At 60.3% G+C, this 24,849-nt stretch carries 28 protein-coding genes and 1 pseudogene; 14 read left to right on the plus strand and 15 right to left on the minus strand.

The features are described from left to right. Nucleotides 1-114 precede the first annotated feature (114 nt). Entirely contained in the window at nucleotides 115-2,247 is a 2,133-nt protein-coding gene (gene pnp / locus H9Q16_RS17375; RefSeq protein WP_191076672.1) for a polyribonucleotide nucleotidyltransferase, read from the minus strand. A 437-nt stretch (nucleotides 2,248-2,684) separates the two neighbouring features. Between pnp and H9Q16_RS17380 the strand changes: the two genes are divergently transcribed. Both H9Q16_RS17380 and H9Q16_RS17385 read left to right on the plus strand, forming a co-directional pair. Continuing rightward, nucleotides 2,685-3,482, plus strand: coding sequence for a methyltransferase domain-containing protein (locus tag H9Q16_RS17380; protein ID WP_191076673.1), 798 nt, complete (start codon nucleotides 2,685-2,687; stop codon nucleotides 3,480-3,482). Nucleotides 3,483-3,805: 323 nt separating this feature from the next. Next, entirely contained in the window at nucleotides 3,806-4,021 is a 216-nt protein-coding gene (locus H9Q16_RS17385) for a hypothetical protein (RefSeq protein ID WP_191076674.1), read from the plus strand. A gap of 116 nt (nucleotides 4,022-4,137) precedes the next feature. Here H9Q16_RS17385 and H9Q16_RS17390 read toward each other — a convergent pair whose 3' ends face one another. Both H9Q16_RS17390 and H9Q16_RS17395 read right to left on the minus strand, forming a co-directional pair. Beyond that, nucleotides 4,138-5,049, minus strand: a complete 912-nt coding sequence (locus H9Q16_RS17390) for an MBL fold metallo-hydrolase (protein ID WP_191076675.1) — start codon at nucleotides 5,047-5,049, stop codon at nucleotides 4,138-4,140. A gap of 85 nt (nucleotides 5,050-5,134) precedes the next feature. Further along, on the minus strand, nucleotides 5,135-6,250 hold the full coding sequence (locus tag H9Q16_RS17395) for a serine/threonine protein kinase (RefSeq protein ID WP_191076676.1): 1,116 nt from the start codon (nucleotides 6,248-6,250) through the stop codon (nucleotides 5,135-5,137). 70 nt (nucleotides 6,251-6,320) lie between these two features. On the opposite strand from H9Q16_RS17395, the gene H9Q16_RS17400 reads away from it, so the two are divergent. After that, nucleotides 6,321-7,172 carry a methyltransferase domain-containing protein gene (locus tag H9Q16_RS17400; protein ID WP_343067883.1) on the plus strand — a complete coding sequence of 284 codons (852 nt, stop codon included), beginning with the start codon at nucleotides 6,321-6,323 and terminating at the stop codon, nucleotides 7,170-7,172. A 4-nt stretch (nucleotides 7,173-7,176) separates the two neighbouring features. Here H9Q16_RS17400 and H9Q16_RS17405 read toward each other — a convergent pair whose 3' ends face one another. Then, nucleotides 7,177-7,572, minus strand: a complete 396-nt coding sequence (locus tag H9Q16_RS17405; RefSeq protein WP_191076677.1) for an MAPEG family protein — start codon at nucleotides 7,570-7,572, stop codon at nucleotides 7,177-7,179. Nucleotides 7,573-7,686: 114 nt separating this feature from the next. On the opposite strand from H9Q16_RS17405, the gene H9Q16_RS17410 reads away from it, so the two are divergent. Beyond that, nucleotides 7,687-8,277 carry a TetR/AcrR family transcriptional regulator gene (locus H9Q16_RS17410; protein WP_191076678.1) on the plus strand — a complete coding sequence of 197 codons (591 nt, stop codon included), beginning with the start codon at nucleotides 7,687-7,689 and terminating at the stop codon, nucleotides 8,275-8,277. Here the strand turns inward: H9Q16_RS17410 and H9Q16_RS17415 are convergent. The 6 genes from H9Q16_RS17415 to truB all read right to left on the minus strand — a co-directional run bounded on the left by H9Q16_RS17415 (nucleotide 8,274) and on the right by truB (nucleotide 13,422). Continuing rightward, nucleotides 8,274-9,542 (minus strand): adenylate/guanylate cyclase domain-containing protein, encoded by a 1,269-nt coding sequence (locus H9Q16_RS17415; protein ID WP_191076679.1) that lies wholly within the window; start codon nucleotides 9,540-9,542, stop codon nucleotides 8,274-8,276. The genes H9Q16_RS17410 and H9Q16_RS17415 overlap by 4 nt on opposite strands. 147 nt (nucleotides 9,543-9,689) lie before the next feature. Further along, nucleotides 9,690-9,959 carry a 30S ribosomal protein S15 gene (gene rpsO, locus H9Q16_RS17420; RefSeq protein WP_191076680.1) on the minus strand — a complete coding sequence of 90 codons (270 nt, stop codon included), beginning with the start codon at nucleotides 9,957-9,959 and terminating at the stop codon, nucleotides 9,690-9,692. A gap of 161 nt (nucleotides 9,960-10,120) precedes the next feature. After that, nucleotides 10,121-11,080, minus strand: a complete 960-nt coding sequence (locus H9Q16_RS20795; protein ID WP_191076681.1) for a calcium-binding protein — start codon at nucleotides 11,078-11,080, stop codon at nucleotides 10,121-10,123. 99 nt (nucleotides 11,081-11,179) lie between these two features. After that, entirely contained in the window at nucleotides 11,180-11,704 is a 525-nt protein-coding gene (locus tag H9Q16_RS17430; protein ID WP_191076682.1) for a DUF1643 domain-containing protein, read from the minus strand. A gap of 92 nt (nucleotides 11,705-11,796) precedes the next feature. Beyond that, a complete protein-coding gene (locus H9Q16_RS17435) occupies nucleotides 11,797-12,285 on the minus strand; it encodes a hypothetical protein (protein WP_191076683.1) in 489 nt (162 codons plus the stop codon). A 207-nt stretch (nucleotides 12,286-12,492) separates the two neighbouring features. Then, a complete protein-coding gene (gene truB / locus H9Q16_RS17440) occupies nucleotides 12,493-13,422 on the minus strand; it encodes a tRNA pseudouridine(55) synthase TruB (protein ID WP_191076684.1) in 930 nt (309 codons plus the stop codon). A gap of 218 nt (nucleotides 13,423-13,640) precedes the next feature. Between truB and H9Q16_RS17445 the strand changes: the two genes are divergently transcribed. After that, the gene (locus H9Q16_RS17445; protein ID WP_191076685.1) at nucleotides 13,641-14,900 is read left to right on the plus strand and encodes an aminotransferase class V-fold PLP-dependent enzyme; all 1,260 of its coding nucleotides are present in this window, start codon (nucleotides 13,641-13,643) and stop codon (nucleotides 14,898-14,900) included. Between the two features lie 54 nt (nucleotides 14,901-14,954). On the opposite strand, the gene H9Q16_RS17450 is transcribed toward H9Q16_RS17445, so the two are convergent. Genes H9Q16_RS17450 through rbfA form a run of 3 tightly spaced genes read right to left on the minus strand, consistent with a single transcriptional unit; the run spans nucleotide 14,955 to nucleotide 17,244 of the window. Then, nucleotides 14,955-16,076 carry an aminotransferase gene (locus tag H9Q16_RS17450; protein ID WP_191076686.1) on the minus strand — a complete coding sequence of 374 codons (1,122 nt, stop codon included), beginning with the start codon at nucleotides 16,074-16,076 and terminating at the stop codon, nucleotides 14,955-14,957. Nucleotides 16,077-16,093: 17 nt separating this feature from the next. Then, complete coding sequence (locus tag H9Q16_RS17455) at nucleotides 16,094-16,831, minus strand: phosphodiester glycosidase family protein (protein WP_191076687.1); 738 nt, start codon at nucleotides 16,829-16,831, stop codon at nucleotides 16,094-16,096. Next, a complete protein-coding gene (gene rbfA, locus H9Q16_RS17460) occupies nucleotides 16,828-17,244 on the minus strand; it encodes a 30S ribosome-binding factor RbfA (protein WP_191076688.1) in 417 nt (138 codons plus the stop codon). The genes H9Q16_RS17455 and rbfA overlap by 4 nt, the downstream gene beginning before the upstream one ends. Before the next feature lie 88 nt (nucleotides 17,245-17,332). Between rbfA and dapB the strand changes: the two genes are divergently transcribed. From dapB to H9Q16_RS20925, 4 genes and pseudogenes are all read left to right on the plus strand, one after another. Beyond that, on the plus strand, nucleotides 17,333-18,142 hold the full coding sequence (dapB, locus tag H9Q16_RS17465; protein ID WP_191076689.1) for a 4-hydroxy-tetrahydrodipicolinate reductase: 810 nt from the start codon (nucleotides 17,333-17,335) through the stop codon (nucleotides 18,140-18,142). Between the two features lie 120 nt (nucleotides 18,143-18,262). Further along, entirely contained in the window at nucleotides 18,263-18,619 is a 357-nt protein-coding gene (locus tag H9Q16_RS17470) for a dihydrodipicolinate reductase (protein WP_191076690.1), read from the plus strand. A gap of 34 nt (nucleotides 18,620-18,653) precedes the next feature. Then, a complete protein-coding gene (locus H9Q16_RS20800) occupies nucleotides 18,654-18,776 on the plus strand; it encodes a hypothetical protein (protein WP_281403164.1) in 123 nt (40 codons plus the stop codon). Beyond that, nucleotides 18,733-18,852 (plus strand): annotated as a pseudogene (locus tag H9Q16_RS20925) (aldo/keto reductase); the annotation flags it as partial. The gene H9Q16_RS20800 and the pseudogene H9Q16_RS20925, both read left to right, overlap by 44 nt. Nucleotides 18,853-18,966: 114 nt before the next feature. On the opposite strand, the gene H9Q16_RS17475 reads toward H9Q16_RS20925, so the two are convergent. Further along, on the minus strand, nucleotides 18,967-19,254 hold the full coding sequence (locus tag H9Q16_RS17475) for a hypothetical protein (protein ID WP_191076691.1): 288 nt from the start codon (nucleotides 19,252-19,254) through the stop codon (nucleotides 18,967-18,969). Nucleotides 19,255-19,362: 108 nt separating this feature from the next. Between H9Q16_RS17475 and phnC the strand changes: the two genes are divergently transcribed. From phnC to H9Q16_RS17500, 5 genes are all read left to right on the plus strand, one after another. Continuing rightward, nucleotides 19,363-20,178, plus strand: a complete 816-nt coding sequence (gene phnC / locus H9Q16_RS17480) for a phosphonate ABC transporter ATP-binding protein (RefSeq protein ID WP_191076692.1) — start codon at nucleotides 19,363-19,365, stop codon at nucleotides 20,176-20,178. A gap of 94 nt (nucleotides 20,179-20,272) precedes the next feature. After that, a complete protein-coding gene (gene phnD / locus H9Q16_RS17485) occupies nucleotides 20,273-21,181 on the plus strand; it encodes a phosphonate ABC transporter substrate-binding protein (protein WP_191076693.1) in 909 nt (302 codons plus the stop codon). Between the two features lie 68 nt (nucleotides 21,182-21,249). Then, nucleotides 21,250-22,125 (plus strand): phosphonate ABC transporter, permease protein PhnE, encoded by an 876-nt coding sequence (gene phnE / locus H9Q16_RS17490; RefSeq protein WP_191076694.1) that lies wholly within the window; start codon nucleotides 21,250-21,252, stop codon nucleotides 22,123-22,125. 18 nt (nucleotides 22,126-22,143) lie between these two features. Continuing rightward, nucleotides 22,144-23,457: a phosphonate ABC transporter, permease protein PhnE gene (gene phnE / locus H9Q16_RS17495; RefSeq protein ID WP_191076695.1), complete on the plus strand. Its 1,314-nt coding sequence runs from the start codon at nucleotides 22,144-22,146 to the stop codon at nucleotides 23,455-23,457. Beyond that, nucleotides 23,457-24,074 (plus strand): LbetaH domain-containing protein, encoded by a 618-nt coding sequence (locus tag H9Q16_RS17500; protein ID WP_191076696.1) that lies wholly within the window; start codon nucleotides 23,457-23,459, stop codon nucleotides 24,072-24,074. The genes phnE (H9Q16_RS17495) and H9Q16_RS17500 overlap by 1 nt, the downstream gene beginning before the upstream one ends. 25 nt (nucleotides 24,075-24,099) lie before the next feature. Here the strand turns inward: H9Q16_RS17500 and phnF are convergent, their stop codons facing one another. Further along, nucleotides 24,100-24,819, minus strand: coding sequence for a phosphonate metabolism transcriptional regulator PhnF (phnF, locus tag H9Q16_RS17505; RefSeq protein ID WP_191076697.1), 720 nt, complete (start codon nucleotides 24,817-24,819; stop codon nucleotides 24,100-24,102). Nucleotides 24,820-24,849 lie beyond the last annotated feature (30 nt).

Raw genomic sequence — 24,849 nt, forward strand, 5'->3', positions numbered from 1 at the left:
TCGTTTCAGCCGCCATACTGCGCAGTGGTCAGAAGACGCAATAGGGCTGACGAAAAAGGCCCCGATGTCTCCACCGGGGCCTTGCGTTCAATCGATTGCGAGGGTTAGCGGAGATCAGTCCGCCTTTTCCTCTTTCTTCACTTCTTCGCCGGTTTCCTGATCGACGACTTTCATCGACAGGCGGACCTTGCCGCGATCGTCGAAGCCGAGCAGTTTGACCTTCACTTCCTGGCCCTCTTTGAGGACGTCGGAGGGGTGGTTCAGGCGGCGGTTTTCAATCTGGGACACGTGCACCAGGCCGTCGCGTTTGCCAAAGAAGTTCACGAACGCGCCGAAGTCGACGATCTTGACGACCGTGCCGGTGTAGACAGCGCCTTCTTCGGGCTCTGCGACGATGGCATGGATCATGTCGTAGGCTTTCTTGATGCTGTCGCCGTTGGGCGATGCGATCTTGATGATGCCTTCGTCGTTGATGTCCACTTTGGCACCGGAGACTTCCACGATTTCGCGGATGACCTTGCCGCCGGAGCCGATGACTTCGCGAATTTTGTCCGTGGGCACCTGCATCGTTTCGATGCGCGGGGCGTGCTCGGAGAACTCGGATGCACCGGACAGGGCTTTGTTCATCTCACCCAGGATATGGATCCGGCCGTCTTTGGCTTGTGCCAGGGCTTTCTCCATGATCTCCGGCGTGATGCCTGCGACCTTGATGTCCATCTGCAGCGAGGTGATCCCTTTTTCGGTACCCGCAACCTTGAAGTCCATGTCGCCAAGGTGGTCTTCGTCACCCAGGATGTCGCTGAGGATGGCATAGGAGCCGTCGTCTTCGAGGATCAGACCCATGGCCACACCGGCAACCGCGCTTTTGAGCGGCACGCCTGCGTCCATCATGCTGAGCGACCCGCCGCAAACTGATGCCATGGAAGAAGATCCGTTGGATTCAGTAATTTCCGACACCACACGAATGGTATAGGGGAAATCGGTTGACGCAGGCAGGACCGCCTGAAGGGCGCGCCATGCCAGCTTGCCGTGGCCAATCTCGCGACGGCCGGTAAAGCCGAAACGACCCACTTCACCCACAGAGTAGGGGGGGAAGTTGTAGTGCAGCAGGAAGTTGGATTTGAAGTTGCCGTGCAGCGCGTCGATGAATTGCTCATCATCGCCAGTACCCAGCGTGGTAACGACGAGGCCCTGTGTTTCGCCACGGGTAAAGAGCGCCGAGCCATGGGTGCGCGGCAGCATGCCAGTTTCGCAGACGATGTCACGGATTTCATCCGTTTTCCGACCGTCGATCCGCTTACCGGTTTTCACAACGTCACCGCGCAGGATGGAAGCTTCCAGCTTTTTCATCGCGGAGCCGAGGTTGGCGTCCTCGCGCTGCTCTTCTGTTAACGCTTCCTTAACCTTTTCGCGTGCTTCCGCGACGGCGGCGGTGCGTTCTTGCTTGTCAGCAATGCCAAAGGCGGCGCGCATGTCTTTCTCGCCCGCTTTTTTCACATCTTCGTAAAGATCCGAATAATCGACCGGTTGGAAGTCGAACGGCTCTTTCGCGGCGTCTTCGGCCAGATCGATGATCAGGTCGATAACAGGCTGGATTTGCTCGTGGGCAAACTTTACCGCGCCGAGCATTTCGGCCTCGTCCAGCTCATAGGCTTCGGATTCGACCATCATCACGGCGTCTTTGGTGCCCGCGACAACGAGATCAAGGCGTTGATCGGGGTTCAGGCGCAGGTCCTGCATGTCGTCCACGGTGGGGTTCAGGATGTATTCACCATCTTCAAAACCAACGCGGCAGGCCGCAATCGGGCCCATGAAAGGTGCGCCAGAAAGGGTCAGAGCGGCAGAGGCTGCAATCATCGCGACCATATCGGGATCATTGACCAGATCGTGGCTGAGCACGGTGCAGATCACCAGGACTTCATTCTTGAAGCCGGGCACGAACAGCGGACGGATCGGACGGTCGATCAGGCGGCTTGTCAGTGTTTCTTTTTCGGTGGGGCGCGCTTCGCGCTTGAAGAAGCCGCCGGGGATCTTGCCTGCGGCGTAGTATTTTTCGTTGTAGTGCACGGTGAGGGGGAAGAAGTCCTGCCCTGGCTTTTGTGCCCGTGCGTAGGTGACGTTGGCCATGACGGAGGTTTCGCCGTAGGTCACGATCACGGACCCGTCTGCCTGACGGGCCACTTTTCCGGTTTCCAGTGTGAGCGTTTCCTCGCCCCACTGCATTGATTTTTTCACTTCGTTGAACATGTTATTTCCTAAGTAGGCCAAGGGTTTGGCCATTTGCATAGGGGCCGTATTGCCCCTGACCGCGGTATCTTCTTTTGGCGGCGCTGCGGTCCGGGCGCCGGCTTTCAGATAGGCGCGCGTGTAACGCAGATTGAGGTGCTTGGAAAGGGTCCGTTGCGCGCCCTGGCGCAACAGGGGGGCTGACGCAGCGGTGCGGGGCGGTGAATCGGGTTATTTCCTGAAGAAAACGGCGAAAAGGGCCGTCGGTATCATGTCGGTATAACGTCGGTATTGCGTCAGTATTCGGGGCCGCGCCGGTGTGATTAACAGAGCGTTCGGTCGGGAAGAGTTAAGGGTGAGTAAACAGCGGGTTTTGCGGTGTGCCGTGCACGCGAGCGACGGCTTTTGCCGAAGCCACGTGGTGATGGTATGTCTGGGCCAGCAAAAGAGACTGACCCTTGGCCGACGATCCATTCTACAAAGCGCACTGGCAGGACATAGAGCCGGAACGCATGTCGGCCTATAAGGGTGGCTTTGCATGGGATGAAGCCGCGTCAGCGCTCTATGCTGGTGCCGACATTCATGCAGGTCAGGCCATTGCAGACTTTGGGTGTGGGCCGGGTAAGGTTGCTGCGGCGCTTGCCGGGTTGGTGGGTGAGACCGGGTATGTGTATGCCATCGACATCAAGGAGGCGTTTCTGAAGATTGCGCGGGAAAATGCGGTCGCTGCAGGCGTCGCCGATTGGGTGACGACGCATCAGAGCGACGGTGCGACGCTGCCGTTTGATGACGGGACTCTGGACCGGGTCACGGCGCGCAATACGATCATGTATGTTGATGATCCGGTGGAAACGCTTGGTGAATTTCGCCGGGTGCTCAGACCCGGAGGTTTGGCGCATGCTATTGATGGCGATTGGTACATGATGGTTGCTGAACCCGTCGCGCACGACCTTTGGCGGGACTTTGTGCGCGCAGCCTCGCATGCCTGCCGTAACGCGGACATGGGCAGGCAATTGTATGGCGCCTTCCGAGAGGCGGGATTCGAAGACATTCAGGTTAAGATCTTTGCAAATCCGGATGTGACGGGTCGCCTTTTGGGGATGGTCAGAAACATGGCGAGGTATGCGCTTGAAAGCGGCACGCTGGATGCTGCGGCGATAGATCGGGTCATCGCGCAGGTGGAGCAGGGGTTGGCTGATGGGCGTTACTTTTTGGTGTCCCCGCAGTTTGTTGTGACCGGGCGCGCGCCCGACTAGGGTCAGGGCCCATTAATCTTGCACCGCTTGGTCCGGTTTCTCGATGGGCACGGCTGACGTTGACCTCTCATGATCCAGTGGTTCTCGGTCAGGTGGTGGGACGGCTTTGAAGAGGACGGAAACCATTGGGCAATGGGTGGTGTCAGCCTTGTTTCATGGAAAGGCGACTTTCTTGGCGGCTTGCGGTGCTATTGCTGGATTTTGAGGCATCGGCGGAGGAATTTCGCCAATCATCAGCGGATTCATAATTTTGTAATCTTTGCACGCTCAGCGTGTGTTATTCTGAACAGACCAACTTGCCATTGGTCATAGGGAGACTGCCGATGAATATCCAGGAACTGGAACGCCGTATCAGCGCGCTTGAGCATGAGATGCGCAGCGCGCCTGCGGATGAACGGATCGCGCTGCGGCCACGGGTGCGCGGGTTGATCCGCACGCTTGGCGAAAAAGCGGTGACGGTGCCGAATACACTGGCCAACATCAATCGCCAGCTTGAGGACGAGGCGCTGGAGGACATGTTCGACAACATGCCGGTCTGACCGCCCGCGCGCTTTGTGTTGCCCGTCTTTAATCTGTTTTGAAGAACCGTGCCGCGCGGCTGTTCCCAGCCGCGCGGCACATGGATATTGGTGGCTCTTGCACAGAGCCAGGGGGCTTAGATCAGCTGATAGCTGTGCGGCACATAGCGATATCCGCCTTCGCCGCGCGTCTCGATAAAGCCCATGCCGGGGAACGGCATGTGATACCCGATCAGCGGGAAGCGATCTGATGCTGCCATGTCCATCAGCTTTTTGCGGGTGGCGGCCGCCGCTGCCTTGTCCATGTCGAACTTGACCTCCCAATCGGGGTAGGCCACGGACCAGACATAATGGTTGGCCGTGTCTGCCATCAGCAGCAATTGCTTGCCGCCGCTTTCCAGCATGTAGGTCATGTGCCCCGGCGTGTGGCCAAAGCTTTCGACTGCCGTGACACCGCTGCGCACCGCGTCGCCGCCACCGATGAAGGTCATCTTTTCTGCCAGCGGCTTGACCTTTGCATCAAATCCTTCGTTGCCCGCTTTTGCCCATGCGTCAAATTCGACCTGGCCCGTGACATAGGCCGCGCCGGCAAAGGTTTCGGCGCCGTTGTCATCGGTCAGCCCGCCAATGTGATCCCCATGCATGTGGGTCAGGACGACGTGCGTGACATCGGAGGCTGCGTATCCTGCCGCCTCGAGCGCCTTGGTTGTCCCGCCCGCATTCAGGCCGGTGTCAAACAGGATCACCTCGGAGCCCGTGTTCACAACCGTTGGGGTAAAGAAAAACTGCGCAGCGTCGGTCGGAATGAAATTGGCGGCGCTGACCTCGTTGAAGGTGTCGGCATCTACGTTCAGCCCAAAAATCTTGTGCGGTTCCGGCACGCTGCGGCTGCCGACCAGCAGGGTCGTGACCTTGAAATCACCCAGCGTAAAGTCGCGGTGCGTGGGCAGGGATGTGGCGCTGTGTCCGTCAGCGAGGGTCAAAGACGGGGCAACAGCCAACGGCAGGGCCGCGCCCGAAGCAAGCGCTTGGCGGCGGGTGAGTTTCATTGAACTTTCCTTTCCTGATTTGATGTCAGTCAAGGTAGAGCGCCGGGGCCTCGGGACAATGAACGTAATTGTGAAACGGCTCGCGCTACTGGCTGAGGCTTGGGAAGTAGTCCTCGCAGGTTCCTTCGCGGTACACATCCGCCGTGCAGCAATGCAGGCCGCCGCCGAAGGCATAAGCGTCGCGCAATTCGACCTCGACCACTTCCATGCCCAGCTTGTCCATCTGTTCGGCCTGATAGACCTCGGACTTTTCGACGCAGACGGTTTTTGGATCCAGCACCAGCACGTTCATCGACAGCCAGGTTGAGGAATAGCACAGCGGCGGTGGCGTGTTGTGCGCAGGCTGGGCGGCGTCGACGATTTCCCAGTCGTTGTCGTTGAACATGGCGCGCTGGTCTTCGGGCAGGCGGCGTTGCGGGTTGTTCAGGATCAGGCCCGGGCGCAGCGGCGTGAAGGTCGCGTCGATGTGGATGGGGTAGGGATCGCCGGGGAAGTTCACGTCATGCACGCGGTGACCGGGGAAGTGGCGGCGCAGCCATTCGATGCCCTTCATGTTGGTGGTAAAACCGTGCTGCACGACCAGATCGCGGCCAAAGCGCAGGACATCGGCGGCGTCGAACAGCGGTTCTTCCTCAGTCGTGACAAAGAACTTTTTCGCGGCCCATTCAAGGCGCTTTTCCACGCCGATTTTGTCGCTGAGGTAGTCCGGGTGATAATCGGCATCCGTGAGGCGGGGTTTTGGTGCGGATTCGTGCCGGAAGTTGGGGTCTTCGTTGAAATACTGCTGCATCAGGGGGCGGTAGTTGAGGTATTCGAACCACCGGCAGCGGTAGGACATGGTCGCTTCAAGCATTTCGGAGCCGACGGTCAGCAGAACGTCGCGGGGCGGCATACAGCCGAATTGGCTGTCGGTGTGAAAGTCTGGCGTTGTGGCGGGCAGCGCGTGGTCGATGGGGGTGGGCCGGTCCACCCGGATGCCCCGGTCGGTCAGTTGTTTGGCAAAGGTATCGAGCAGTTCGTTGGCGCGGTCGATGGTGTCTTGCGGGCGACGGCCCCATTGTCCGCGCATGTCACTGTCTTCGGGCACCTTGGCGTCCAGCGCGGGTTCTTCGGGGGGGATGTGGCAATCATCGGCGCGGCCCACGATCACATGTTTCAGCGGATCCCATTCGTTCCAGCTGTTGACCACTGTGTTTGCCATATTTCGCCCTCCCCTGCGATGAACCGACGACCTGTTAGGGGGGAACGGGGCGCGGCACAAGGGGGCACGCGTGTTGCGCGGTGTCCGGGGGATGTGGTTTGCTGGTCTGAGTAAGCAACACAACCGGACGAAAGCCGAATTTCTGATGCTGCAATTTGATGCCGAAACCACTGCAATTCTTGAAAACGGGTATCTTGGCGCCGATGTCACAGCCCGGCGGCGCGCCTCGTTCGATGCTCTCGGGCCGCTGCCCGGAGAGACGATACTGGACCTTGGCTGTGGCAACGGGTTGTTAACCCTTGATCTTGCGCGGGCCGTCGGGCCGCAGGGGCGGGTGATTGGCGTGGATCCCAGTGCGGACATGCTGAACGTGGCCCGCAAGCGGCTTGAGGGGTTTGACAACATCGCCCTTGAAGAAGGTTTGGCCGATGCCCTGCCTTTGGCGGATGCGCAGATCGATCGGGCTGTGTCGGTTCAAGTCTTTGAATACATCGACGACCGGATCGGTGCGTTGACCGAAATCCGCCGGGTGCTGAAGCCCGGAGGTGTGGCGGTGGTTGCGGATATGAATTTTGACATGTTTTCGTGGGTCAGTGATGACGCCGCGCGCATGGACCGCATGAAGACGGCATGGGACAGTCATCTGGCGGAACGCGATACCGGCGCGCTGTTGCCGGCAGAGTTTCGCGCCGCCGGTTTTGCGGGGGTCGAGGTTGTACCGTTTACAATCGTCGACCCTGTTCTGAGGCCAGATGGGCTGGCGCAGATGATGATGATCCTGATGCGGCGCTATGCCATCGAGAATGATCTGATGCCCGCCGCAGAGGCCAATGCATGGTACGACGAACAGGTGGCATTGGCCGCCGAGGGGCGGTTCTTTTTTTCGCTGGCGCAGATGGTGGTGTCAGGGCGCAAGCCCTGATGGGTCAGCCCATCGTGGCAAGCGTATAGAGGATAAAGAGCAGCGACAGTGAGACGGTCAAAAAGGCCAGCACCCGGATGAACGGGATGCCGGTGTAGTAAAGCACGCAGAACGCCGCGCGGCCAAGCACCACAAGCAGCGCTGCGGTCTGTGCGGCAGGCGTGGCCAGACCCATGAGGGCCGCGCCGCCCAGGATCGGCACGACATAGGCCGACGCTTCGACCTGATTGCGGTAGACCCGTTCGATGCGCAGGCCCAGCGGCGACTTTTCAACAGACGCAGGGCGGTTTGAGGAAAAGCCAAAGCCAAAGCCCCGGGTCGCGTAGGTATACATGATCTCAACGCCGATCACGATGAAGGTTATGACGCCGAACCAGACGAGGGCGGTTTCGAGGGGCATGATGGATCCTTTTGATGTTGGCGCTTTGGGCTTGCGCGGGAGGGTCAGAATAGTATTCTATCCAAGTGGATAGATAATTGCTATCCGATTGGCTAGATATGTCAAGGATGTTTGATGGCCCGATTGCGCAATGTTGACGAAGATGCCGCCTTGCAAGGGGCGATGCGGGCGTTTTGGCAGCATGGTTATCAGGCGTTGGGCACACGCCAACTGGAGGCGGAGACGGGCATTACACGGTTCACCTTGCAGACCACTTATGGCGGCAAGATGGCGCTATTTGTGCAGACGCTGGATGCCTACCTTGATCAGATGGATGCCCATATGCTGCCCGAGATGGCAGATGGCACGCTTGACACTTTGGCGGGGTGGTTTGAGAGGCGATGCGATCCGGCGCGCAATCCCGAGGCGGGCAGATGGGGATGTCTGATGATTGCCAGCATCAACGCCTTTGCGGATACCGAGCCTGCCGTTTCTGCGCGGGCCGTGCGGTTTGAGACGATGCTGCGCGAGGCTTTTGCCGGGGCGCTGGCACAGATCGATCAGGCGGGCGCCTTGTCGCCAGACCTGAACCGGGGAGCGGCGACGCAGATGCTTGTGGCGGCGTCCATCGGGTTGAATACCGTGATCCGTGCGGCAGGCGATTGTCGTGCCGGGACTAAGATCGCGGACGGTATTGCGGCGATGGTGCGGGGGTGGGCCAGTTAGGCCGGCGCATATTCGAACAAAGGTATCTTGCCTGCACGGCCCCGGATGCTGTTTTCTGCCAGCGCCCGCCATTCTGCAGCGTTATCGCTGTGCGCGTGTACCGTGTCAGACACCACCAGACCGGATGCCGTTGACTTGGCGATTTCCTGAAGGCGGGCGGCGATGTTCACGGCGTCGCCGAGGACGGTGTATTCAAGGCGCCTGGCGCTGCCGACAGCGCCTGCAAATACGGTGCCATTGTGCACGCCGATGGTCGCCCTGATGGGTGGCAGATCCTGGGTGGCGCGCTGAGTGTTCCAGTATTCAAGGCCTTGCTTGATCGTTAACGCGCAGCGGAGGCCGTTGCTCTCGTGGCCGGGGCGTTCTTCCGGAACGCCAAAGACGGCCATGACCGCGTCGCCGATGAATTTGTCGACAATGCCCTCGTGATCTTCAACTGCGCGCAGGATAAGAGCGCGAAAAGCGCTGAGCAGCGCACCGATCTCTGCCGGGGGCAGCGATTCTGACAGGGTCGTAAAGCTGCGGATGTCTGCAAAGAGGATTGTTGCCTGTTGCTGTTTGCCAGTTGTCAGGGCATCCATTCCCTGGCGCGCGACGGTGTCTGCAACCCGATCGGGCAGGTAGCGCGACAGGTTGGCGGTTTTGCGGGCGGCGGCGATTGCGGCCTCAAGCGTTTTGCGTCGGCGGATCACTGACAGCAGGCCCAGCAGTGCGGCAATGCCCAGAAATCCCCAGCGAGCGGCGTTCTGGACGGTGCCGAAAAAGAACGCGGGGTCGGCGGGGGGTGTCGGGCTGGGCGGGGCGAGTGCGGCAAAGAGGGTCCATGTGGCGGCGAAACTGCCGACCGCGATCAGCGTGGGGCCGATGGTATAGCGCATGGTGGCAAGGATCAGGATGCAAAAGGCGAAGACAAACCCGGGCACTGCGGCATGGAATTCCAGCGGGGTGCCGGTGATCCTGAGCGCAAAGCCGATCAGCAGGGCCAGCGAGATGCCATCGACCGCCGTGAAGAGCAGGCTGAGGCTGGGGTTGAAGAAGCGTTTGAGCGAAAAGACCGCCGAGATCACCGAAACGGCTGCATAGGTGAGCAGGTAGGTCAGCACCACGGGGGCGACGGGCAGGGTGATGCCGCCCGAGACAACAAAAATGAAAAGCGCGATGGTGGTGATTACCAGTCTGGCGCCTGCCGAGACCATCTGCGCCTCGCGCTCGGCATCGAGGATCAGCTGCTGCGTGTCACGATCGGTGGCGGGTGTGGTGGTCATGGCGGTGCCGCGCCCTTTGCATTATCTTGGGACCATGAACGCACGAAGCGGGTACGGGCGCAATGCGTTGGGGCGAGCCGCACATGAAAAGAGCCGCGACCCTTTCAGGTGCGGCTCTGTCAGAAAGCGGTGCTTTCAAAGGGGCGCTTAGCGGCGCAGGCCCAGACGTTTGATCAGGTCCTGATAGCGGGCCTCGTCCTTGCCTTTGACGTAGTCCAGCAGCTTGCGGCGCGTAGCCACCATTTTCAGCAGGCCACGGCGGCCGTGGTTGTCTTTCTTGTGGGTCTTGAAGTGCTCTGTCAGCGTCGCGATGCGCGAGCTGAGGATGGCAACCTGTACTTCGGGGGAACCAGTGTCGCCCTCGGATGTGCCAAAGTCCTTCATGACTTTTGCTTTTTCTTCAGCAGTGATCGACATCGGGGTCTCCTTTCGGATCAGAGTTAAAGGTATGGCGCAGGCCGGGATGTCGTCCAGCGCAGGCCCATGGAGAAATCACCCCTGACGGAATCAGGCGCGATGGGGGCGTATAGGAAGTTCTGGGAGGATTGGCAAAGGGTTATTGCGCCGATGCGCGCCCGTTACGTGGGGATCAGCCCCGCCTGCAATGCGGTGCTGAGCGGGACAAGAGCAATGTCAGCGCTTTGCAGGGCTGTGGCGCCTGATATGCTGGCGATTGTGGTGCCGCCGACGCGGACCAGCAGTTGACCGTCGTTGGCGGGGTCCGGGGCGACGTCGACGTCGGGTTCGGTGCTGGCTTCGCCGGAGTCGTCCCAGACGAACAGGAGCGAATCTTCACTGGCGGCAAAATCTTCGATGTGGGCTGCTGAGCCACCGTTTATCCAGTCGCCCAGCACAACGGAGTCGGCGCCGTCGCCTGTGTTCACAGTGTCGCCCTGACCTGCGGTGATCTGGTCATCGCCGCCCCCGCCATTGAGAAAATCGGCAGCGTCCGTGTCCTGAATGCCCGTGCTGTCGGGGTCGTCTTCGACACCCGACAGTGTGTCATCGCCCCATCCGCCAAAGAGCGTGTCCGCCCCGGTGCCGCCGGTCAGGACATCGTCATCAAGCCCACCCATCAGGGCATCGTCGCCTGTGCCGCCGTCAAGCGTGTCATCGCCCGCCGACCCCTGAAGGCTGTCGCTGCCGTCGCCGCCAAAGAGGTGGTCGTTATCGTTTTCACCCGAGAGCGTGTCATGGCCGTCGCCGCCAAAAATGTCGTCGGCCGCATCGCCGCCGCCAAGGCTGTCATCGCCCGCGCCGCCCGACAGCGTATCTGCCCCGGCCGCGCCCTGTGCTGTGTCATCGCCAGCGCCCCCTTGCAGCAGATCGTCGCCTTGGTAGCCGCCAAGCTGGTCGTTGCCGTCGCCCCCCGTCAGCGTGTCGGCAGTATCAGTTCCGGCCAGGATATCGCCGCCTTGCGCGTCTTCTTCGGGGGGGAGGATGAGATCTTCCTGTTCCTCGTCGTCGTCCTTGTCGATGTCCACATAGGCGACGGTGCCCACGGCCATCAGACCCATCAATCCAGCAAGCCACAACATGACAAACCCCTTACAAGATGCACTGCGCACCGGGCCCAATTGCCCGCAGTTATCGGGCCACGAAACGCCGCGCAGGTCAAAGCCTATGACATCTGTTGGTTAATTTGGGGTGTCAGTCGGCGCCCAGGCGACGGGCTGCTGGTGGTAGGGCAGGTAGAGCGGGTGGCGGGGGTGCCCGTGTTTGGTCAGGCCCAGGTGAAAGACCGGTGTGGCCAGGCGGTGGAGCATCTGCGCGACTGCCGCGCCGCGGTCCTGGTGTGCGGCATGCACGCCCCAGGCGGCGATGATATGGTCGGCCCAATCGGCACCGTCTCGCAGGGCCTGATCGTTGTCAGCGCCCACGGGGTCGGGCGCGCGGCGCATGTCGCGGGGATCTGTGGCGCGATAGGCAAAGACGTTTGTGACGCAAAACGCCCCGAAGCCCAGCGTGCGCGCGCGGCGCTCGCAACGTTCTACTGTCGGGTCGTTCTGAACCTCGGTCGCGGTGGAGGGGTTGAGCATCACAAACATCACGCGCGGCCCGTCAGCCGCCCATTCCCGGGTCAGGCTGTAACGGTAGGTTTCGCAGTCGGAGTAGACGGCGGTAGAGGGTGCGTCGCCCTTGGTGTGGCTGCGGATGATCATGGCGCTTCCTGCCACGGCGCGCGCTTGCGCGCAAACGGCAAAAGCCGCCAGAGCAGGCTCTGACGGCGTTGGGGGGGTGTTTATGTGCCGGATCAGGCGGCGGCGGTCACACGGCGCTGTGCCGGTTCAAAGGAGATCCCGTGGGCTTCGATCACCCAGGCGGCGACGGCGGCGAAAAGGATGTGACCCCAGAGCGCCACCCAGGTGATGCCGGTAAAGCCGAGGAAGGCGGGCATGCCGGCGACCAGATGGGCCATGATGTAAAGGGCAAACACCCATAGGGCGACACCATAGACCACCGCCGTGACGGCCCATGGCAGATTTGGAAGGACGGCGCGTTGCACAGGGCGTGCGATTATCAGATAGCCCAGCGTGTAGAATACCACGCCTGTTAGGGTGTGCAGCAGATAGGCCGCACCCGAGGGGCTGGCGCCAAAGACCTGTTTCAGGGTCTGGCTTGCCAGCCCGACCGGGGCCAGCTTGGCGTAGCCCAGCAGCGGCGACAGGCCTTGCCCAAAGGCGTCGAAGGCCACGGTGGCAAGGGCGCCGGCGCCCAGAATGGTGAAGATGGGGTGTTTCATGTCTCTCTCTCCCGGTTGGGGTGCGTTGATGTTGCAGTGAACATGACACCGGGCCGACGCGGCGGGCAGGGGGCTTCACGCAGGGCTGATCACCAGCACTGAATTTGAAACATTGACTGTCACAAAGGCCCGATTTCGCTGACATCAGCGTGAGGTTGGGGTGAGGCTGTAACAATTCGGGACTGATTGGTACATAAACCCGGAGTTTCAGTCGGACGAATCGTCACCGGGTGGTGCGTTGAATACCCGTGACGGGTGCAGTTCGCCGGATCTGAAGATCCCCACCGCAACGGCCCGGCCATCGCGCGAGGCCCAGCAGGTGTCGCCGTAGTCGACGTCATTGGCAAAGACCATGCCGGGGTTCCCGTTGCGCAACCGCTGCGCGCCTTCGGCAGAGGCGGTGACTTCGGGCAGGTCCGTCAGGCCTGTTTCAAGGGGCAGCAGATGGGCGTCAAGTTCAGGTGTTTTGGCCATCGCATCGATCTGTTCAAGTGTCAGCCCGTCCTCGGCGTCAAAGGGCCCTGACCAGATGCGGCGCAGGTCGCGTACGTGGGCATGGCACCCCAGTGCCGCACCCAGATCGCGCGCGATAGCCCGCACATAGCCGCCCTTGCCGCAGACCATCTCAAGCGTGGCGTGGTCGGCATCGGGGCGGTCGATCAACAGCAGGCTTTCCACCCAGAGTGGACGCGCGGCGATGTCCATCGCCTCGCCGTCGCGGGCGCGTTTATAGGCGCGTTCGCCGTCGATCTTGACGGCAGAGAATTGCGGCGGGACCTGTTCGATATCGCCAATGAAGGCCGACAGGGCCGATTTGATCGCGTCATCGCCCGGGCGCAGGTCAGAGGTGGCGATGACCTCGCCTTCTGCATCGTCGGTGTTGGTTGCGATGCCAAGGCGCATGGTAAAGGTATAGGCCTTGAGGGCGTCGGTGATGTAGGGCACCGTCTTGGTCGCCTCGCCCAGCGCCACGGCCAGCACCCCGGTGGCTTCGGGATCAAGCGTTCCGGCGTGGCCCGCCTTTTTCGCATCCAGCGCCCAGCGCACCTTGTTGACCACAGCGGTGGAGGTTGGCCCGGCGGGCTTGTCGATCACCAGCCAGCCTGAGATATCCCGGCCTTTGCGTTTGCGCCCCATGGTGCTGCCTCCGATGCGTGCTGCGTCCGCGGCTATACAAAGCGGCGGCGGCGCTGCCTAGTCGAAAAGCGCGGCAGGCCAGGATGACCCCGATCAGGGCCGGGACCGGTGGTCGCTGGTGGTGGCGGAAAGGGCGGAGGTGGACTTGCGCAAGGTCGCTGGATGATTGACGTTCAGACCAACGAACGGGCCACTGCGCCTGAAGAGGAACCAAGACCATGATCACAGACAAAGAAACCCTGCTGGCCGATATCCGCAGCCGCTTTGCCCATGTCGAGAGCTGCCCGCAGGCGGGCCCGCGGATCTTTTTCGAGAACGCCGGCGGGGCGCTGACGCTGAATTCTGTGGTGGAGACGTCGAACCATTATGCGGCGATCCCGGACAATCAGGGGCGGGACAATGAGATGGCGCATGAACTGGTGGCGGTGATCAACCGCGCCAAGGACGACATGCGCACCTTTTTCAACGCACCGCAGGGCGATATTTTTGTCGGCGAAAGCGGGACCGAGCTTTTGTTCCGGCTGATTATGAATGCCATTCTCGGGGCGGAGCAGGGGGGCGTTGTTCTGGGATCGACCCTTGAGCATCCGGCGACACGCAGTGCCTGTACGCGCTGGTCGAAAGTGGCGGGCAAGCCCTATCTGCAGGTGCCGCACAACAATGAGACCGGCAGTGTGACAGCGGATGATTTCCTGCCGCATCTGCGCCCGGATATCCGTGTGGCCACCATTTTGCACACCTCGCCCGTGACCGGGATGGGTGTGGATGTGGCGGGCATTGCCAAAGCCATCCGCGATGCAGCGCCCGACGCCTATATCATCGTGGACGGGATTCAGCATGCAAGCCACGGACAGATCGACATCGCGGGATATGACGTCGATGGTTATGTGATTTCTCCCTACAAGGTGTTTTCGCGGCATGGCTACGGGGTGGCCTGGACGTCACCGCGTCTGAATGCCCTGCCGCATGACGGGCTTGACGGCGGGCCTGAGGGCAATTGGGAACTGGGCACGCGCGACACCGGTGCCTATGCCACCATGTCTGAAGTCGTGGGATATTTCGACTGGCTGGGCGGGCAGGTGAGCGATGCAGACGATCGCCGCGCGCGCATCGAAGCGGCGGGTGCGGCCATTCATGCACATGAAAAGCGGCTGACGGATGCGATGATCCATGGCACCGGCAATCTTGCCGGACTTGCGGATTTGCCCGGCGTCGGCATCATCGGCGGGGTGGATAACCCGGCGCGTGAAGGGTTGGTGTCGATCACGCTTGAGGGGATGGAGGCCCCCGATCTGGTAAGTGCCTTGCGCGCGCGCGGCATCCGGACCCACACCCGCAAGGCGGATCATTATTCCGGCAATATCCTTGACCCTCTGGGCCTGCCCTCAGCTGTCCGGGTATCCATGTGCCACTACAACAGCCTGGGCGAAGTCAGTGCGTTTCTTGCTGCAATGCGCGAGATCGTGGACGCAAGCTAGTCCGGGCAGCGGGACGAAGCTGATCCGGTACGGCGCAGGCGCTACAGAACGCCTTTAGGGCTGGCGCGCCAGAAAGGCGGAGACTTTTTCAAGCCCTTCTTTCAGCACGTCGGTGTTGTTAGCAAAGCCGATGCGGAACGTGCCTTCCATGCCAAAGGCGTCACCGGGGGTGAACATCACGCCGGTTTCCTTAAGCAGGGCAACGCACAGGGCGCGGGATGTCATGGGCAGATCGAATTCGACAAGCGTCGTCGTGCCGGATTTTGGTTTGACCCAATTGAGGCGCGGCTGGGTTGCGATCCAGGCGTCGATGATTTCTAGGTTGGTGCGGGTGATCTGGCGGCTTCGCTGCAGCACGCGGGCGCTGTTTTCCAGCGCCAGGGCGGCAAAGTGATCGTCCAGCCGCCCCACTGAAATGGTATCGTAGTCGCGATGGATCGAGATGGCCTCGATCACATCCCTAGGGGCCGCGACCCAGCCCAGACGCAGCCCGGCCAGCGAAAACGCCTTAGACATGCTCGCCGTTGAGACACCCTTTTCATAGACATCCGCAATAGAGGGGGTTGTGCCAGAGCCGGTCTGATCAATGCCGCGGTAGACCTCGTCGCACAGGATGTAGGCATCCGCCGCACGGGCAATATCGGCGATTTGTTCAAGCATTGCGCGGTCCATGAGCGCGCCGGTCGGGTTGTTGGGGTTGTTCATCGCGATCAGGCGCGTATCGGGTGTCACCCGCGCGCGCAGGGCGTCGAGATCGGGCAGATAGCCATCCTGCGCACGCAGCTTGAGCGGCACCATGTCGGCCCCGATGCTGGCGGGGATCGAGTAGTGCTGTTGATATGTGGGCACGATGGTCACCACGCGGTCGCCGCGCGAGACGAGGGCCTTATGCACCAGCATGTTGGCGCCGATGGTGCCGTGGGTGGTGATCAGGTTCTGCGAGCCTTGTGTTTCGTAAAGTGCCGCGATTGCGCCCAGCAACCGGTCAGAGCCGCGAATGTCGCCGTAGGTCATTTTGAGGGGCAGCAGTGCGGACAGATCGGATGAATTCTTGCCCGAAATCTCGAGCAGTTCTTCGATGGTCAGGCTTTCAACGCAGGTTTCGGCCAGGTTGAATTCGCACCGAGTTTCCCATTCGTTCATCCAGATTTCAACGGCAAAGGGTTCGATGTGCATGGGGCAATTCCGGCAGGTTAGTCGACGTCCTGTACGACGCCGATGATGGGGCCAAGGTCGCTGAACCCTGCGTCGTTGCGACCCAGATCCGGCGCGCGGACCCGTGAAACATTGCCGTCAAAGTAGAGCGCGTTGGGCAGTTTCAGGTAGTCGCGAAAGAGCGAGCCGAATTCGTGGAAGGTAACCGTGTTGTTGGAAATGACGAAGACGGCGGTTTTGCCATCGGCTGAGGTGCCCACCCCGTTGCGGATGTAGCGCGAGGTGCTGTTGGGCAGAAAGCGCGGGTGCAGGGCGCCGTCGATGACCAGCATCGGGCCGGATTGCGTGGCATCGATGCAGGTGGGATTCTCGCGCAGGAAGCGCTCGGTTTCGAACACGTCGGCGCGGCCTTTGCGCAGGCACAGCACACCGTTGGGCAGCAGGCCGAAATTGCCTGGGCCATCGCTGCTGATCACGCCGCGCAGTTCGGTGCCATCCTCGACATAGTGACCCACCGGCGCGCGGTCTTCGTGGTACATGCCCGCATTTGTCGCAAAGCCCAGTGATTTGCCATTTGCCTGCAAGGCGCGGTCAAGCGTACCGAAGTGGCCGTAAGGATCGCCGTTGGCATCATAGAGGAACAGTTCGAGCCGGTCGCGGGTCAGATCGACTGTGCAGATGACGTAGGTGTTGTCGGCAACAGTGTCTTCGGCACATTGGGCTGCATCCAGCGGCGTGGAGAGCAGCGCCATCAGCCCGGCAAGGAGCGCCTTCATTCCTCTGCCGCCTCATCCGGGGCTTCGGCATCGCGGCGCACGCGCACGTCGCTGAGCATGCGACGGGTTTCGTCCATCTGATCGAAGGTCTGATCCAGTTGGAACCGCAGGTCGGGTGCAAATTTTAGGGTTAGCTTGCGCGAGACCTGGCGGCGTAATTCGCCCTTGTTGCGCGCGAGCAGTTTCAGCAGGTCTTCCTGCCCTTTGCCGCCCAGCGGCAGCACGTAGGCCGTGGCGATCTTGAGGTCCGGGGATGTGCGCACTTCGCCCACGGTGATCGACATCGCGTTAAGCTCCGGGTCGTGTACGTCACCACGCGACAGCACCTCGGACAAAGCCCGGCGAATGGTTTCACCGACGCGCAGTTGCCGTTGTGACGGGCCCGTGCCCTCGTGAAACTTGTTCTTGCCCATGGACCCCATTTAGGCCTTTGCTGGCCCTTTGCCAAGCGCTGCCAACGCGGGTACACCAACGTCAGAAATGCGATAAGGATTTTTCGACATGAGCGATCAGCCGGGTGTTGCGGTCACGGGAGCCTCGGGGCGGATGGGGCAGATGTTGGTAAGCCAGGTCGGCGCGAGCGACCGGCTGCGCCTTGTTGGTGCTATCGAGCGGCCGGGCCATGACTGGATCGGTCAGGACATCGGCGAGGCCATGGGTGGCGCACCGATCGGGGTCATCGTGACGGATGATCCTTTGCAGGCCATCGCGCCCGCGCAGGCGATCATCGACTTTACGGCGCCTGCTGCCACGCTTGAGTTTGCGGCATTGGCGGCACAGGCGCGCGCCGTGCATGTGATCGGCACAACGGGGATGTCCGAAGACGAGATCGCGGCACTTGAACCTGCCGCGCGCCATGCGGTGATCATACGGGCGGGAAACATGAGCCTTGGGGTCAATTTGCTGACCCAGCTGACCCAGCGCGTTGCGGCGGCGCTGGATGAGGATTACGACATCGAGATCATCGAGGCGCACCATAACCAGAAGGTCGACGCGCCATCCGGCACAGCGCTGATGCTGGGCGAGGCCGCGGCGAAAGGGCGCGGTGTGGCGCTGGGCGATGTAGCGGATCGGGCGCGGGACGGGATCACCGGCGCGCGCAGAAAGGGCGACATCGGATTTACCGCCATTCGGGGGGGCGACATCATTGGCGAACACGACGTGATGTTCGCCGCCGCCGGGGAGCGGATCATTCTGCGGCATGTGGCCTCGGACCGGACGGTCTTTGCGCGGGGCGCCTTGAAGGCTGCCCTTTGGGGGCAGGGCCGGGCACCGGGGCAGTATGACATGCTGGATGTTCTGGGGCTTTAGGCGCGTCAAACCAGTGAAAACCGGGTTTTTTGGCGTTTTTTCGCCCGATCCTGCATTTATTTTGAACCAAATTGGCGCGCTGCTCGTATGTCTTGTACATTTCCTGTGGGGAGAGATGCGATGAAAGCCATGATGACAACACTTGTGCTGAGCACTGCCGTGCTCGCCGCGCCGGCCTATGCGGAGTTCCAGCAGATCACCAACCGGGACGATTTTGTATCGGTCGTCAGCGGCAAGACCCTGACGCGGCCTTTGGTCAAGCTCAAGGTGTCGCCCAGCGGGACGATCTCTGGCAAGGGAGCAACCTGGGACGTATCGGGCCAGTGGCAGTGGAAGGGTAATTACCTGTGCCGCAGCCTGTACTGGGGTGGCGATGACATGGGGTACAATTGTCAGGAAGTGAAAGTCAGCGGCAACAAGGTGCGGATCACATCGGACCGGGGCACCGGGCAGTCGGCTGAGTTCCGGCTGCGCTAGGGTCCTGATCCTAGCGCGCGGCGACAGACCCACGATGTGCCTCCCAGAAACGCCGCTGCAAGAGACTTTCGAGACGCTGTACGATCTGCAGAAAACAGGCAAAATCCGCTATATTGGCGCCATCTCTGGCGGCGCTGGACGCGCCATGATCGGATGAATTTTACGCTCGGATCGAAGCACTTTCGTCGCGGCCGGCCCCGGCGACGGACAGGTTGGAAGAAGTGGCAGCTTAGGCGGGATCTGATGTGTCCGACACACCATTCTCAATGGTCGCCCATTGCAGCGATGCAGGATGTTCCGTTCGGGAAATTCTGAACGATCGTCCATTCGCCGCTCCTGCGCGTGACTCATACCTCCAGCATGGTTTCTGGATCGCGCAGCCTCATGCCTTGCCGTTCCGTGCCCATCACTTGCGTCAGTGTTTGCGTCAGGCGGGCGCTGTCGTCACACCTTACGTCGGCCAATTTGGCGTGTGCCGAGGCCGGAATTGAAAATGCAAAAAGCAAAGTGGACGCGATAAATTTGGACGTGAGCTTAGGGTAACTGCCGAAAGCTGCCAACCTGACAACTTTATGACGTCCTGTGGATAAATCCGGCAAAGGCTGCATTGACACCACACTGCTGATCTTTGCCACGCCCCACAGCTTTCACATTTCTTTCGCACAGTTGTAAGAAATCTGAATCAAATCCGTCACAAGGCTGTCGTGCAAGCCCATTATCGATCCTTCAAACACGGGGGTGATATGCTGCAAGTTGACACGCTGACCAAGCGCTTCGGAGACAAAACAGCTGTAGATGCAGCCAGTATTTTTGTCGACAAACCGACGATGATCGGGATCATCGGACGGTCTGGGGCCGGGAAATCCACATTACTGCGGATGCTCAACCGGCTAAGCGATGCGACGACAGGCTCCATCACCTTCGAAGGCCAGGAGATCACAGCACTTCGGGGTGCTGCCAAGCGGAACTGGCAGTCGCGATGCGCGATGATTTTCCAACAGTTCAATCTGGTGCCCCGCATGGATGTCGTTTCAAACGTGCTGCATGGCACTTTGAACAAACGGTCTACTTTTTCCACGCTTTTCAACCTCTACCCCCAAGCGGACATTCACAAAGCGATCGAAATCCTTGATCGCCTTGGCATCGCTGAACAAGCCCCCAAGCGCGCCGAAGCGCTATCAGGTGGTCAACAGCAACGGGTCGCCATTGCCCGCGCGCTGATGCAGAATCCCAAAATAATTCTTGCAGATGAGCCTATTGCATCCCTTGACCCAATGAACGCGCAGGTTGTGATGCAATCATTGCGCGCCATTCACGAAGAAGACGGACGCATGGTGATCGCCAACCTGCATACGCTGGACACTGCGCGGCGCTATTGCGACCGGGTCATCGGAATGCGCGATGGCCGGATCGTCTTTGACGGCACGCCGGCACAGCTCACCACCGGGGTTGCACGCGACATCTACGGCGCAGGCGCAGACTTTTCTGAAGCCGCCACATCGACCGAAATCGGAACACTGGACAGGCCTGAAGCCCGAAAAACGGAAATCCACGCCTGATCCCAGTCATCCCGCGTGATCGGCGCGGGCCACCTTCATCAAACCCGCCCTCAAGCAGCCAAAAGGCGGTAGGGCATAGAAACTGGAGAGAACGATGAAAAAGACCCTCGCACTGGCGCTCGCCGCCGCAACTGCGCTCAGCACAGGCGCTTTCGCGCAAGAGATCACCGAGTTCCGGATTGGCATCCTCGGCGGTGAAAACGCTCAGGACCGTCTGACCAACAACCAGTGCCTCGCAGATAAAATCTCGGAAGCTTTGGACGTTCCGGTCAAGATGTTCGCACCTGCGGACTACAATGGCGTCATTCAGGGCATCCTGGGCGGCAGTATCGACCTTGCTTTGCTTGGCCCATCTTCCTATGCAGCACTGCATATCGCTGACCCGGAAGCTGCGTCCCCGATCCTTGTGAAAGTAAACCTCGATGGCTCCATCGGCTATCACTCGATCGGATTTGCACGGGTCGACAGCGGTTTGACCAGCCTGGACGATGTGCAAGGCAAAACCTTTGGCTTCGGTGATCCAAACTCCACTTCGGGCTATTTGGTCCCCTCCATCGAAATCCCTGAAATTACCGGCGCGACGATGGATAGCGGCGACTACTTTGGTGAGGTCCGCTTTACGGGTGGGCACGAGCAAACCATCCTCGCGGTCAAGAACGGTGACATCGACGCGGGCGTCACATGGGCCGACGGACAGGGCAACTGGGAAGACGGCTACAACTTTGGCGCGCTGCGCAAGGCGGTTGATGCAGGTCTTGTCGACATGAACGATCTGACCGAGATCTGGCGCTCCAAGCTGATCCCCGGTGAGCCGATTGTCTTGCGCAACGCGTTGCCGGATGACGCGCGAGCCAGCGTCACACAGATCATGGATACATTAGGTGAAACCGATCCGCAGTGCGCCTATGGCGTTGGTGGCGGTGAAATCCAGGGCTTCGATCCGATCACCCATGACGCCTACACCTCCATCGTCGGTGCGCGCCGCGCCAAAATTGGTGGCTAAGCCATTTTCATGACGTTTCCGGCAGTTCCGCATGGGGCTGCCGGTCTTTCTTGGTACGGGGGACTTAGATGGCAGTCATATCACTCAGCGGCGCGTCGCAAAGTGTAAACGGGATTCAGTCCAGCTATATGGCGCAGGTCCAGCGCCGTCGCCTTTATGGCGGGCTCACGCTGCTGATCTTTATTGTCCTCATGGTCTCTGGCTTCAACATTGCAGACAACCGGAATGCAGGCGGCTTTTGGGACGGTTTGCACCAAATCGGCGACTACCCCGCCGACGTCCTGTCGGAAGCCTGGGAAAAGCGCGCTGATCTGCCGGGCCTGATTGCAAAGTATTTCCCGGCACTGATTGAAACCATCAATATCGCGGCTGTATCCACCTTGATTGGTGCAATTGGCGGGTTGTTCCTGTCCTTGCTGGGCACACGCGGCCTTGCGAAATGGCCGCGCCTAATCCCGCTGTTTCGCCGCATTTCTGATGTCATGCGCGCCGTGCCTGAAATTGTAATTGCGCTGGTTTTGATCTTCGTTCTTGGCGGCGGCCCTGTGCCAGCGATGATCGCCATTTCCATCCACACCGCTGGTGCGCTCGGCAAAATGTTCTCCGAAGTGGCTGAAAATGCAGATGCGAAACCAGTGGAAGGTCTTGCCTCTACCGGGGCGACCTGGTCGCAACGGATGCTGTTGGGTGTGTTCCCCCAGATTGCGCCGAATTACGTCAGCTACACTCTTCTACGGTTCGAGATCAACATTCGCGCGTCCGCCATCCTCGGCTTCGTCGGCGCGGGCGGTATAGGTTACGAGTTGCGCAATGCCATGGGCTGGGGACAAGGCCGGTTTGACGATGCCGCAGCGATTTTCCTGCTGCTCTTTGGAACCATTGTGTTCTTCGACCAACTCTCAAGCCGTTACCGCAACCGCCTGACCGACGGTCAGTCGCACTAGCTCCAAAGGCCTTGCCCAATGACCACTGTTGATCTTAACGCAACCAAGTTGGACGCCGAGAAGCTCTTTCACCGTAAACGCATGATTGGTTTTGGCATCCCTGCGGCCATTTTCCTTTACCTCGCCTACATCTTTTTTGCCTTCGATCTGCCGGGGCAGGCTCAGCGCGCGGATGTGGTCAACGCTGTCACGCTGGCGTCTGACACCTGGTCCCACAAGGTGCATGTGACCCGCGACAATGTGTCGGGCGAGATCAGCTTTTCCATAGAAGGAGAACGCAAAGGCCGCTACCCGGAAGGTCAACGGCCGGACTGGGTTTCCGGCGATGAGGTGTTGACCATCGACTTGGGCGGCGATCATCTGGTGCGCTATCTGTCTGACAACAGAACTGAGATCGAACTTCCGGGCTTTCCGCTGATCGAAGTACAGGCCGAAGGGCGCAGTGTTACCACTAATTTGCCCGAAGATTTACCCGATTGGATTTCATCGTCGGAACGCCGCGTTAGTATCACAACGCCCGAAGGTCGGATCACGATGACGGGGGCACGCACAGAGGTCTTCAACTATTTCCCTGGATGGGAGCTTTTCTGGTTCACGCTGGACAGCCCGTATTATGGGCAGGGGATCGGTACGATCCTGTTTGGCGATCAGCTGGATCCCAACCGCTCAAACATCGCCGGCGCATCTTCAGACTGGTGGAACAATGCCATGTGGCGCCACAAGGACGTGGCTTGGGCCATTGGTGAGACGATCCTGATGGCTTTCCTTGGCACGATGGGAGCGGCAATTCTTGCCTTACCCCTGGCTTTCCTTGCGGCGAAACGGTTCTCGCCCATCATGCTGTTGCGGGCCGCAACGCGCCGGGTGTTTGATTTCGTGCGCGGGGTGGATGCGCTGATCTGGACGGTCGTTCTTGCCCGCGCCTTTGGGCCCGGTCCATTGACTGGCGCGCTGGCTATCCTGCTCACGGACACTGGAACCTTCGGGAAAATATTCTCTGAAGCCTTGGAAAACGTGGATCAAAAACAGATCGAAGGCGTATCCTCAACGGGGGCCAAGCCGCTGCAACGCTATCGCTTTGGTGTTATCCCGCAGGTCGTTCCGGTCTTGCTGGCACAAATCCTCTACTTTTTGGAATCCAATACCCGCTCTGCCACTATCATTGGTGCCATTACCGGAGGTGGCATCGGCCTGATGCTGACTCAAGCCATCCAGACCCAGAAAGACTGGGAAGAGGTCGCCTATTACATCATACTTATCATCGTCATGGTCATGTCGATGGACTGGTTTTCGGGTTGGTTGCGGGGCAAACTGATCGGGCGCAAAGACTGATGGCACGCCTGTCTGCCGACACCCCCTTCATCCACCCGGAATGCGATATCACCGAAAGTACGCTTGGCGCCTATGTCGAGATCGGCAATGGCAGCCGTGTCGTGCATTCCAGTCTGGGCGACTACAGCTACTGCGACCGCTATGCGGATATCGCAAATGCGCGGATTGGCAAGTTCTCCAACATCGCGGCGTTTTCCCGGATTGGCGCAACGGACCATCCGCTACATACTGCCGCCTGTCACCATTTTCTCTATCGGTCTGACGACTATTGGGATGACGCGCCGCGCGACGATGCGTTTTTTGCAAACCGAAAATCCCGCGTCGCCACCATCGGGCATGATACATGGATCGGGGCCGGTGCGATGATCAAGCCAGAGGTGACGCTTGGCCATGGTGTCATTGTGGCGGCGGGGGCGGTGGTCACAAAGGATGTCGAGCCCTACACAATTGTCGCGGGCACCCCCGCTAAACTGCTTCGCCGACGCCAGCCCCGCGAGGTCGCTGACCGTCTTGTCGCGCTTGCCTGGTGGGACTGGCCGCATGACATGTTGCGCAAGGCATTGGAAGATTTCAGATCCCTCAAAGCGGAAGCTTTTCTTGAGCGCTACGGCGGTTAGGGTTCCCCGGGCCGTAAAGAAAGCGTCAGGTCTCCAGCGTTAACGTCACTCGGTCCCCGGCAAACCAGGTGCGCCCGTATTCAACCGGCCAACCACGGTCATCTATATTGACGCTGGTTGAGCGCAAAAGCGGATCTCCTTCCGCAACTTGCAGGTGGAGCGCATGTGTCGCCGTCGCACGCACTGCCGTCAGCCGGGTCGAGGCGCGGGTGTAGTCCACGACGCCTGCAACTTTCAGCGCATCGGTCACACTGCTGTTGTCTCGCAACGCCGCTTTCATTCCGGGCAGGCGCGACGAGGGAAACAGGCTTTCAACCACTGCAATGGGTTGGCCGTCAGACAAGGACAGCCCGTGGTACACGCATACCAGATCGCCCGCGGTCATCTGCAATGCGGCAGCCTCGCCCTGCGTTGCCGAACGCTCATCAAGGGCGAGGACACGCTTTTCCGGCCTGCGTCCTGCCGCAATCAGGTTTTCGTGGAACCGAACGCGCTGTCCAATGGGATAATCAGTCGGCGTCGCCGCGACAAAGGCCCCTGCACCGCGCCGTGTACGGACCAGCCCTTCTTTGACCAGCGAAGAAATACCATGGCGCACCGTATGCCGGTTTACGCCAAAGCGGTCCGCCAAAGCGGCCTCGGTCGGTAGCTTGTCTCCAGCGCCATAGCGCCCTTCGGCCAAATCGCTGCGCAGGGCATCAGCAATGGCGCGCCAAATCGGGGTTTTGCCGGACTTGTCATGCAAACTTCACAAAACTCCTCTGTCGCGGTGGCG

The organism is Sulfitobacter aestuariivivens, assembly GCF_014763045.1.
Taxonomy (GTDB): domain Bacteria; phylum Pseudomonadota; class Alphaproteobacteria; order Rhodobacterales; family Rhodobacteraceae; genus Sulfitobacter; species Sulfitobacter aestuariivivens.

Bases quoted from the DNA above. Each gene is read 5' to 3' on its own strand.
- pnp (WP_191076672.1), bottom strand. From the start codon at position 2,247: ATGTTCAACGAAGTGAAAAAATCAATGCAGTGGGGCGAGGAAACGCTC.
- H9Q16_RS17385 (WP_191076674.1), top strand. From the start codon at position 3,806: ATGAATATCCAGGAACTGGAACGCCGTATCAGCGCGCTTGAGCATGAG.
- H9Q16_RS17390 (WP_191076675.1), bottom strand. From the start codon at position 5,049: ATGAAACTCACCCGCCGCCAAGCGCTTGCTTCGGGCGCGGCCCTGCCG.
- H9Q16_RS17395 (WP_191076676.1), bottom strand. From the start codon at position 6,250: ATGGCAAACACAGTGGTCAACAGCTGGAACGAATGGGATCCGCTGAAA.
- H9Q16_RS17405 (WP_191076677.1), bottom strand. From the start codon at position 7,572: ATGCCCCTCGAAACCGCCCTCGTCTGGTTCGGCGTCATAACCTTCATC.
- H9Q16_RS17410 (WP_191076678.1), top strand. From the start codon at position 7,687: ATGGCCCGATTGCGCAATGTTGACGAAGATGCCGCCTTGCAAGGGGCG.
- H9Q16_RS17415 (WP_191076679.1), bottom strand. From the start codon at position 9,542: ATGACCACCACACCCGCCACCGATCGTGACACGCAGCAGCTGATCCTC.
- rpsO (WP_191076680.1), bottom strand. From the start codon at position 9,959: ATGTCGATCACTGCTGAAGAAAAAGCAAAAGTCATGAAGGACTTTGGC.
- H9Q16_RS20795 (WP_191076681.1), bottom strand. From the start codon at position 11,080: ATGTTGTGGCTTGCTGGATTGATGGGTCTGATGGCCGTGGGCACCGTC.
- H9Q16_RS17430 (WP_191076682.1), bottom strand. From the start codon at position 11,704: ATGATCATCCGCAGCCACACCAAGGGCGACGCACCCTCTACCGCCGTC.
- H9Q16_RS17435 (WP_191076683.1), bottom strand. From the start codon at position 12,285: ATGAAACACCCCATCTTCACCATTCTGGGCGCCGGCGCCCTTGCCACC.
- truB (WP_191076684.1), bottom strand. From the start codon at position 13,422: ATGGGGCGCAAACGCAAAGGCCGGGATATCTCAGGCTGGCTGGTGATC.
- H9Q16_RS17445 (WP_191076685.1), top strand. From the start codon at position 13,641: ATGATCACAGACAAAGAAACCCTGCTGGCCGATATCCGCAGCCGCTTT.
- H9Q16_RS17450 (WP_191076686.1), bottom strand. From the start codon at position 16,076: ATGCACATCGAACCCTTTGCCGTTGAAATCTGGATGAACGAATGGGAA.
- H9Q16_RS17455 (WP_191076687.1), bottom strand. From the start codon at position 16,831: ATGAAGGCGCTCCTTGCCGGGCTGATGGCGCTGCTCTCCACGCCGCTG.
- rbfA (WP_191076688.1), bottom strand. From the start codon at position 17,244: ATGGGCAAGAACAAGTTTCACGAGGGCACGGGCCCGTCACAACGGCAA.
- dapB (WP_191076689.1), top strand. From the start codon at position 17,333: ATGAGCGATCAGCCGGGTGTTGCGGTCACGGGAGCCTCGGGGCGGATG.
- H9Q16_RS17470 (WP_191076690.1), top strand. From the start codon at position 18,263: ATGAAAGCCATGATGACAACACTTGTGCTGAGCACTGCCGTGCTCGCC.
- H9Q16_RS20800 (WP_281403164.1), top strand. From the start codon at position 18,654: ATGTGCCTCCCAGAAACGCCGCTGCAAGAGACTTTCGAGACGCTGTAC.
- phnC (WP_191076692.1), top strand. From the start codon at position 19,363: ATGCTGCAAGTTGACACGCTGACCAAGCGCTTCGGAGACAAAACAGCT.
- phnD (WP_191076693.1), top strand. From the start codon at position 20,273: ATGAAAAAGACCCTCGCACTGGCGCTCGCCGCCGCAACTGCGCTCAGC.
- phnE (WP_191076694.1), top strand. From the start codon at position 21,250: ATGGCAGTCATATCACTCAGCGGCGCGTCGCAAAGTGTAAACGGGATT.
- phnE (WP_191076695.1), top strand. From the start codon at position 22,144: ATGACCACTGTTGATCTTAACGCAACCAAGTTGGACGCCGAGAAGCTC.
- H9Q16_RS17500 (WP_191076696.1), top strand. From the start codon at position 23,457: ATGGCACGCCTGTCTGCCGACACCCCCTTCATCCACCCGGAATGCGAT.